This window comes from Prosthecobacter sp. (assembly GCF_044373815.1).
GTDB lineage: Bacteria > Verrucomicrobiota > Verrucomicrobiia > Verrucomicrobiales > Verrucomicrobiaceae > Prosthecobacter.
This window is the reverse complement of record NZ_JBIPNG010000265.1, coordinates 1-9,077: the sequence shown is the minus strand read 5'-3', so window position 1 is coordinate 9,077 and position 9,077 is coordinate 1. Positions and strand designations below refer to the sequence as shown.

The window sequence follows — 9,077 nt, the reverse complement described above, 5'->3', positions numbered from 1 at the left end:
CACACCTCCCACCCACCTTCACCCTCAGGCACCTTTTTCCGTTCAATCAATCCGCCTTCCACATCACGCCGATAAAGCTGCGCCGCCCGGTTCTTCGCATCAAAATGCCCCGAATAATCCCAGCCCCCTGATGCTAGTTGCGTACGCGATACCGCATGCGCCGCCGCCACCGCTGCAGCCAGGCACTGCTCATCCTTCGTCGCCTCATACGCATCCAGCATCGCCATCCCCACCGCCGGAGTCCCCGGCGGCTGAATCCAGATCGTGTCCGCCTCCGGAATACCTTCCGCTTCTCTTAGCGTGAAGTCAGCGCTGTAACGATACACATACCCCCCGTGAGCCGCTGCCTTGCCATGATAAAAAGAAACAGCCTTCGTGATCGCCGCCGTGACATCCTGAGGCGTCGCAGCCTCAGTGGACAGCGACAAGACGAATGCCGAAGTCAGCATGACAAATAGTGCAGTGCGCATAGCCAGCTTGTGTGAATTCAGCAGACGCTCGAAATGTGTTTATGGCAGCACTCGTTTCTTCTCCGCCGGTGGGCTTCGGTCCAGTGCTCCCAAGAGAATTGACAGACCCATTTGATCACCAAAATCAGCTTCGAGTTGATGTGATATACCTGGCGTCATTAGTGCCTCTCTCCTGAGGAAAGAGAGGTTTTGATCAGCCCATTGCGTCAGCAACTCAATGACAGATGCCTCGTCAGGGCTTCCAATGGGTAGTATCCGTGCATTAGGGTTGGTTGGGTGTTCAGCATCTAGAAAAATGCGGCGTTGATGCGGTGGTGTTGGGATGCGCGCATCTAATCCAATCAGCTGGGTCGGTCTCCCATCATCGAATTCTAGCTCGATGAAATGGGTTCCTCCGTCACCGCAAACGCCTGCATTTTTAACACGCATGACCTCTCGGATAGCTTGTTACTCCGCCTTGATCCCCACATTCTTGTTCCCATTATCTCTCACGGCGTCCACCGTGTTATGCAGCGCACCCAGCGGCACATTCTCATCCCCCGTCACCACCACCTTGGCCCCTGGATGCTCCGGCAGGAAAGTGCTCAGGTGCCCGCGCAGTCCTCGCATGGACACTTCTGTCTCTCCTACCATCACGGCCTCGCCGTTCTTGATCACCTTGAGTGTGATCGTCTCGCCTGAAGAAGTGGCCTTGTCTCCATCACGCGCCCCCGTCTTCCGGCTGCCATCGCCCTCGCGTTCACCTCCTGTGCGTGGCTTCTCGCCATCACGCATGCCAGTCTTGGTAGAACCCTCGCCGTCACGCGCTCCAGTCTTCCGGCTGCCATCGCCCTCGCGTTCACCTCCTGTGCGTGGCTTTTCGCCATCACGCATGCCAGTCTTGCCAGAGCCCTCGCCATCACGCGCACCGGGTTTCCTGCTTCCACCATCGCCTTCTCGCATGCCGGTTTTTCGCGAGCCTTCACCATCGCCCGTGCCAGACTTGCGTGCGCCACCATCCCCCTCGCGCATCCCCGTCTTCTTGGTGCCACCATCGCCTTCACGGGCGCGGGCAGGGGCTCCTTCTTCACTTGCTCCGGTCTTCGTCTGCTCGGCAGCAGGAGTCCTAGCCCCCTCCCGGCTCCGCTCCTTCGCCGGCACTTCCTTTTCCACCGCACGCGCGGTCGTGAATGAGTAGCAAACAAGAACGCTGAGCGTGAGAACGAGCAGCATTTGAATCACAGGCTGACGGGTGGTTGGATGGGCAATCATATGGATGCGTTGACGCAGGGTAGGGTGGTTGCGCACACATGGGGCCAACCCTGTCATGGCCGGTGGTGCGAAAAAGCTTTCTTGAATGCGCAGCAGCGTGTGCCCGTAGTCCAGCCGCTCCGTGGGGGAAAGCAGCGCCAGCGCTCCTGCATCGCAGCGCAGCTCGCGGTCCGCCTGAAAGCGCGACACCACAAACCACACCAGCGGATTAAACCAATGCAGCGCCTGCACCGCCGTTGCGGCCCAGTTCAAGATCAAATCATGCTGCTTCACATGCAGCAGTTCATGCAGCAGCACATGGCGCAGACTGTGCTCATCAAAGCGCGTCTCCCAGTCCTCCGGCAGCAGAATGCTCGGCTGTGCCATCCCCACCACTGCAGGTGTGGTGCCCGCTGGCATCAGGACAATGCGCACCTGCTTTCGAACCCCCGCCTTCTGGCAAAGACTCGCCACAAGCGCACGCAGCAGCGCAGCCGTCGCATGCGGACGCTGGCGCAGCTCCAGTTCAAATCGCCGTTGCCGATACAACGCTGCCGCAAAGACCCACAGTGCCCCCATCACCCACACACCCAGTGCCAGCGTGTATCCAGAAATCATTCCCGCAGACTCGGACACACCAGCAATGGATGCCGCAATCATCGGCACGTTCTCCACATCAGCCGTCCTCACCACATCCGCCGCATCAACAACTGGCGCTGCCGACACCGCACTCATACGCGCACCCTCATCCTGCTGAAACCACGCCCCCAGCCCAAACCCCGCAGGAATAAAAGCCGGCAGCATCAGCTTCGTCCCCACCAGCAGCCAAAGCCCAATGCGCCATGCCGGACTCAGCCGCGTCCCCAGCATCAGCCGCAGCCCCAGCACGGCCAAAATCAAGAGGCTCGCTTCGAGCGAAGTGCGCAGCAGCCAGTGGAGGAGAGCGTCGGCATTCATGGTTGGATCACTTTTTAAGTTTCTTCTCGGCCTGATTCAGCACTTCACGCAGCGCGGCCAGGTCATCTTGCGTCACATCTTCACGATCCATCAGCCCCGCCACGAAGGGCGTCAGCCGACCGTTGAACACGCGATCCAGAAAACTCCGGCTCTCCTCATGCTGGCACTGGTCCTGGGCCACCGCAGGCGTGTAGCGGAATTCACGCCCCACCGCCTCCACCGCCAGCGCCCCCTTGTCAGCCAGTCGGCGGATCAGGCTCTGCACCGTTCGCGGCTTCCAGTGCAGCCGCCCTTCCAGCTCCTTCACCACCTCCGCCAGCGTGCTCGTCCCGCGTTGCCAGAAGACATTCATCACTGTCCATTCGGCGTCAGAAATCTTCGGGGCGGGGGGATTGGGAGCGCGGCGTGACATGGTCGGATTACAAACGTGATCCACGGATCACGCATGTAATCCGACTCGGCAAGAACTTTTTTCAAGCAGTCTTTCTTGTGCGAGGATTTCGAAGAATGGCTTGCCACTGCCTCTTTCCGCAGCACAAAGCACTCACCCATGGAAAAACTCATCGTTCACGGCGGCGCACCTCTGAAGGGCCGCATCAACATCAGCGGCTCAAAGAACTCATCGCTGCCCATTCTCGCGGCCACGCTCCTCACCAAAGACACCTGCACCATCCGTCGTGTGCCCGATCTCAGCGACACCAATTACATGGTCCGTATCCTCGGCGAACTCGGTGCCGAGGTCGAGCGCGCCAGCGGCGTCGTCGTCGTAAAAGCTGAGAAGATCAAATCCGTCGCCCCCTATGATCTCGTCCGCAAAATGCGCGCCTCCATCTGCGTGCTCGGCCCCCTCACAGGCCGTTTGAAAAAATGCACCGTCTCACTCCCTGGCGGCTGCGTCATTGGGGACCGCCCCGTTGATCTCCATCTCAAAGGTCTCGAAGCCCTCGGCGCGCAGATCACCGTGGAAGGCGGAGATATCTTCGTGAATGCCAAGAAAGGCTTCAAAGGCGGACCCATGAATCTTATGGGCAAGCACGGCTCCACCGTCCTCGGCACAGACAATGTCATGATGGCCGCCGTCCTCGCCAAAGGCGCCACCATCATCGAGGGCGCTGCCGCTGAGCCCGAGGTGGAAGACCTCGCAAACTTCCTCATCAAGATGGGCGCAAAAATTGAAGGCGCAGGCACCAACCGCATCACCATTGAAGGCGTGAAGGAACTGCACGGCGCAGAGCACACCGTCATTCCAGACCGCATCGAGGCCGGCACATTCCTCGTCGCCGGTGCCATGCTTGGCGATGGCGTCACCCTCAAGCGCGTCATGCCCGAGCACATGAAAGCCGTCACCGATGCCATGATCAAATGCGGCTTCCCCATCGACATCACCAAGGACAGCATCACCGTCCGTCCCAATCCAAACGCCAAAGGCTTCGATCTCACCACCCTCTGCTACCCCGGTTTCCCCACCGACATGCAGGCCCAGATGTGCGCCCTCGCCTGTGTCATCAATGACACCAGCACCATCACCGAGACCATCTTCCCGCAGCGCTTCATGCACTGCGCCGAAATGAAACGCATGGGAGCCAACATCGACCTCCAGGGCGCCACCGCCCGCATTCGCGGCGGCAGCGTCATGAAGGGCGCCCCCGTCATGGCCTCCGATCTCCGCGCCTCAGCCGCCCTCGTCCTCGCCGGCCTCGTCGCTGAAGGCAAAACCGAGATCAACCGCCTCTACCACATCGACCGCGGCTACGAACACCTCGACGACAAACTCGCCGCCCTCGGCGCCCAGCTCGAACGCGTTCAGGACAAGTAAGGCTGGAGGCTGAGGTGCAAAGATCCAAAGATCCGATCACGCCAGTCTTTCACTTCGCAAAATCTAGGACTCCCTCCCTTTAGGCAATCATTCAGCAATGCCCTCCTCCTCTGGAGGGGTAGATATGCAATGCGTTGTGTCGCGAACTTACTTCCGAAGTGGTCCAACGCGGATCTCCTCTCCCCGTCCCAAGCTTCGCTTTTTCAAGACAACCTTCGGGGAGAGGTTGGGTGAGGGGCCGAAACTCCGATTACGATCCGTATAAGCAGTGTCTGAAACATGTTACACCATACGCCTCTGGTGTTGCCTCGGCACCAATGTCTGGATCGATCGCTTCTTTGAACGAACTTCTTTTTTGCCGTGGGGCGTCGTCTTGTTGCCGCCGCAAAACCTGAAGAACCCAAATCAAAGTCTGAATGAAGACGCGCCCACCCCGTCGTTTACTCCCCCATGACCAGCCGCCGTCGCTTCCTGCAATCACTCTCCGCTCTCGCCGCCGCCCCCGCGTTCGCCGCAGATCCACTGCCGTGGAAGCTGAATTACATGCTCGCCTCCTCCATGTATGGCAGCCTTCCCCTGGCTGAAATCCTCCCCGAACTCAAAAAGACCGGCGCCACCAGCATCGAACTATGGCCCAAAAAACATGGCACCCAGCGCGAGGAAATCGACACCATCGGCCACGACAAATTCGCAGCCATGCTCAAGGACCACGGCCTCACCTTCGGCGGCACCACCCGCTATGATCTCGGCCCTTTCCGCCTCACCGAGGAAATCGGCATCGTGAAAAAACTCGGCGGCACCTTCATCGTCACCGGCGGGGCAGGGGACTACAAGGTCCCGCCCGAGCAGCTCAAGCTGAACGTCAAAGCCTTCGTGGAAAAGATGAAACCCCACGCTGCGCTCGCCGCCGAAAACGGCCTAACCCTCGGCATCGAAAACCACATCAACAACCTCATCGACACCCCCGACTCCCTCCGCTGGCTCGCCGATGGCATCCGCAACATCCCCGGCATCGGCATCGCCTTCGCCCCTTACCATCTTCCACAGGACGCCGCATTGCAGGCTGATCTCATCCAGCACATCGACCAAAAAATGACGCTCTTCTACGCCTGGGAATTCGGCATGAGCTGCTCCAAGGCCATGCCCAAGGAAGACGAACTCCAGCAGATGCCCGGTCGCGGCAAACTCGACTGGAAACCCCTGCTGCAAGCTCTCAAAGCCATCCAGTTCACCGGCCCCACCGAAATCTTCATGCACCCCACCCCCCGCGGCATCCCCATCATGCCCACCGCTGCTGAGACGACAGCAGAAATCGTTCGGGGCAGAGATTATTTGGATTCAATCGTCACGCAGATGTGATCTCATCAAAAGATGACTTTCAACTTCAAGCATTGGGGACTTTGGACATTGACGGCAGTGATCGTGCTTTTCGCGATGACTGCTGCCAAATGTAACAGGCCGACAGTACTGCGTTTTGATGCACCAATGACACGTGATGAATTTCTCAAAAAGGGAATCAAATTTCCAACCCCAAGCACTGCCCGAAACATTCAAATTGCGCGTTATTCATATGGATTTGCCTACGAGTTACTGGTGCGATTTGAGGCCCCAGTTTCGGTTTGTGAGCAACATGTCGCCGAGGTCTTGAAGTGGCATGATATGTGGCGTGACAAAGCCATGCCGAAGCAGGAAGAGCCAACAGCCGAGAAAGTTGATCATGTTGATTACACGGAAAATTCAGTGCTCAAGCCAACGCCTTGGTTTGACCCAGGTGCGCTCAAGCGAGGACTGCATGTAGGGAAGCCCGGCAGCTCCGTGCCCGAAATTTGGATCGATCAAGAAAAAGGCATTTTCTATTTCAGAGAGACAGATTAACCCAAGCAACTAAACTCAACCACCCACCACACCATGTCCGAAGCCAAAGTCCTCATCATCGTCGGCGACGCCACCGAAACCGTTGACACCCTCTACCCCTTCTACCGTCTCATCGAGGGCGGCTACAAGCCCGTCGTCGCCGCGCCGGAAAAACGGAAATACCAGATGGTGCTTCATGAAGTGAAGCCCGGCTGGACCATCACCAAGGAGTGGGAAGGCTACAGCATCGATGCCGACATCGCCTTCAAGGACATCAATCCCGAGGAATACGTCGGCATCTTCTTCAGCGGTGGTCGCGCTCCTGAGTACATCCGCGAAGATGTCGATCTCCTCCGCATCACCAAGTGGTTCTGGGAGCAGAAGAAGCCCTGCGCCAGCGTGTGCCACGGCGTCGAAATTCCCGCCCGTGCCGACATCGTCAAAGGCCTCCGCATGGCCACCGTCGCCAAGTGCAAATTCGACCTAGAAATCTGCGGCGGCATCTACGTGAACGAACCCTGCGTCATCGACCAGCACATGTACTCCGGCCGCACCTACCACGACTCCGGCCACTTCATCGCCCCCTGGATCAAAGCCCTCGACGCCGAGCGCGCCAAGATGGGTATCTAAATCGGATCTGAATGGCCGCAAAGCGACGCAAAGAAAACGCAAAAATGAATTCATCAAAACTCTGGACCCTTTTTGCGGCCTCTGCGTTTTTTTGCGGCCACCTCCGGGCGCATCCTCTCCAGGCAGAGCCCATCAATCATGCCTTCGTTTACACCTTCGATCAGTTCCACATCCCCGAAGATCCCGACGAATCATTGGTCAACGGCGGCCTGCTGCTTCTCGCAGAGCTAAACTGCACCACCTGCCATGTCGTGCCGAAGTCATGGGAGGAACGTCTCAAGCCAAAGCCCGGCCCTGACCTCAGCGCCGTGGGCTCCCGCCTAGATCCTGATACCCTCTGGCTCATGATCCGCAGTCCGCAAAACCGCAAGAAGGGCACACAGATGCCCGGCTTGTTCGCAGGAGCAGAAGGCGATGACGAAAAAGTCGAGGCCCTCGTCGAATACCTCAGCAGCCTGAAACAGCCCCAGCCCAAAGTCCCCGCTGGCGATGTCGAGCGCGGCAAGGACCTCTATCACAAAGTCGGCTGCGTCGCCTGCCATGAGCCCGCCAAAGACGTGCGCCCGCCCAAGGTCGCCGCAGATGCCGAAGTCGAAAAGCCCGGCAATGCCTCCGTGCCCATCGCCCTCGCCGATGCCTACGACTTCACCGCCCTCTCCCACTTCCTCCACAATCCTCTGTCCGTCCGCCCCTCAGGCCGCATGCCCGACATGCGCCTCTCCGCCCAGCAAGCCTCCGACATCGCCGCTTACCTCCACGTCGGCCGAGTCGCCGAAAAAGCCACCGCACGCGCCGCTTTGAAGATCCCCAAGCAGGGCGTCGAAAAGGGCCGCAAGCTCTTCGCGCAGATGAATTGCATTGCCTGCCACAAGCTTGATTCTGATGTTGCGGCCAAAGCCATCGCCACAAAGCCGCTCAAAGCCCTCTCTCAAGACCAAGGCTGCCTCGCCGAAAAGCAACCCTCCGGCACCCCGCGCTTCGACCTCAACGCTCTCGAAAAACGCGCCATCAAACTCGCTCTGGCTCTCGTCCAAAAAGAAGACGCCCCCAAACTCACCGCGCAGGAAAAAGTGGACTGGCAGCTCACACGCCTCAACTGCTACGCCTGCCACGACCGCGATGGCAAGGGCAGCCCCGAAGACCCGCGCGCCCAATACTTCGGTGTGAATGATCCCGGTGCCGAATCCCTCGGCCAGCTCGCGCATCTCCCTCCAACCCTCGACAAAGCCGGCCGCAAACTCACTCGCGGCTGGTTTGAAAAAATCCTCTGGGGCAAAGACGGCAGCGTCCGCCCTTACATGGACACCCACATGCCCAGCTTTGGCCGCGATCAGACGGAAATGCTCATCACCTGGCTGAACGAAGCCGACGCCTTGGAAAAACCTTTCCAGATCGATGTCAGCGGCCTCGCCAAACACCACCGCGCCGAAGCCGGACGCCAGCTCCTCGGAGCCAAGGGCCTCGCCTGCGTCTCATGCCATGGCATGAAGGATCGCAAATCCCTCGGCCCGCCCGTCATCCGCCTCACTCAAACCGTGGAGCGCCTGCAGCCCGAATACTTCAAAGAACTCCTCCTCAATCCTCAGGCGACTCAGACCGGCACCGTCATGCCACCCATGTTCATGGGCCGCAAAAAAGCCGATCAGGAAATCGAAAGCATCTGGACCTACCTGCGCGAGATCGAAGGCCAGCCGCTCCCCGAAGGCCTCATGTCATCCGCCGATTTCGAACTGAAGCCCGATGCCGGAAAGCGCGTCATCATCTTCCGCAGCTACATCGAAGGCGTCGGCACCCACGCCATCGGCGTCGGTTTTCCCGGTGGCCTGAATGCCGCCTTCGATGCCAAGACCAGCCGCTGGGCCATCCTCTGGAAAGGCCGCTTCCTCGATGCCATGAGCAACTATCAGGACCGCTCCATGCCCCCCATCAAACCCCTCGGCACCTCATTGAAACCCATGCCCGCAGCCACTGGCGAACGCATCTTCGGCGGCTACACCCTCGGCAAAGACGGCATCCCCACCTTCCGCTATCTCGAAAACGGCCAGCAAGTCGAAGACACCCTCCGCCCCGTCAAAGGCGGCTTCGAACACATCATCATCAGCAACGGCAAGGAAACGAAG

Annotated in this window: 8 protein-coding genes and 1 pseudogene; 5 read left to right on the top strand and 4 right to left on the bottom strand. The window is 59.1% G+C overall.

The annotated features are described in order from the left end of the window. From ACIREA_RS19750 to ACIREA_RS19735, 4 genes and pseudogenes are all read right to left on the bottom strand, one after another. Nucleotides 1-470 (bottom strand): annotated as a pseudogene (locus tag ACIREA_RS19750) (polysaccharide lyase); the annotation flags it as partial. Nucleotides 471-509: 39 nt separating this feature from the next. Continuing rightward, the gene (locus tag ACIREA_RS19745; RefSeq protein WP_397384061.1) at nt 510-899 is read right to left on the bottom strand and encodes a hypothetical protein; all 390 of its coding nucleotides are present in this window, start codon (nt 897-899) and stop codon (nt 510-512) included. 18 nt (nt 900-917) lie between these two features. Continuing rightward, complete coding sequence (locus tag ACIREA_RS19740; RefSeq protein ID WP_397384060.1) at nt 918-2,657, bottom strand: M56 family metallopeptidase; 1,740 nt, start codon at nt 2,655-2,657, stop codon at nt 918-920. Nucleotides 2,658-2,664: 7 nt separating this feature from the next. Then, nucleotides 2,665-3,069: a BlaI/MecI/CopY family transcriptional regulator gene (locus ACIREA_RS19735; protein WP_397384059.1), complete on the bottom strand. Its 405-nt coding sequence runs from the start codon at nt 3,067-3,069 to the stop codon at nt 2,665-2,667. A gap of 138 nt (nt 3,070-3,207) precedes the next feature. Between ACIREA_RS19735 and murA the strand changes: the two genes are divergently transcribed. The 5 genes from murA to ACIREA_RS19710 all read left to right on the top strand — a co-directional run. Beyond that, entirely contained in the window at nt 3,208-4,473 is a 1,266-nt protein-coding gene (gene murA, locus ACIREA_RS19730) for a UDP-N-acetylglucosamine 1-carboxyvinyltransferase (RefSeq protein ID WP_397384058.1), read from the top strand. 450 nt (nt 4,474-4,923) lie between these two features. Further along, nucleotides 4,924-5,832: a sugar phosphate isomerase/epimerase family protein gene (locus ACIREA_RS19725; RefSeq protein ID WP_397384057.1), complete on the top strand. Its 909-nt coding sequence runs from the start codon at nt 4,924-4,926 to the stop codon at nt 5,830-5,832. Nucleotides 5,833-5,844: 12 nt separating this feature from the next. After that, the gene (locus ACIREA_RS19720) at nt 5,845-6,348 is read left to right on the top strand and encodes a hypothetical protein (protein ID WP_397384056.1); all 504 of its coding nucleotides are present in this window, start codon (nt 5,845-5,847) and stop codon (nt 6,346-6,348) included. A gap of 33 nt (nt 6,349-6,381) precedes the next feature. Beyond that, nucleotides 6,382-6,957, top strand: a complete 576-nt coding sequence (locus tag ACIREA_RS19715; protein WP_397384055.1) for a DJ-1/PfpI family protein — start codon at nt 6,382-6,384, stop codon at nt 6,955-6,957. Nucleotides 6,958-7,001: 44 nt separating this feature from the next. Beyond that, on the top strand, nt 7,002-9,077 hold a 2,076-nt coding region (locus ACIREA_RS19710; protein ID WP_397384053.1), incomplete at its 3' end, for a c-type cytochrome.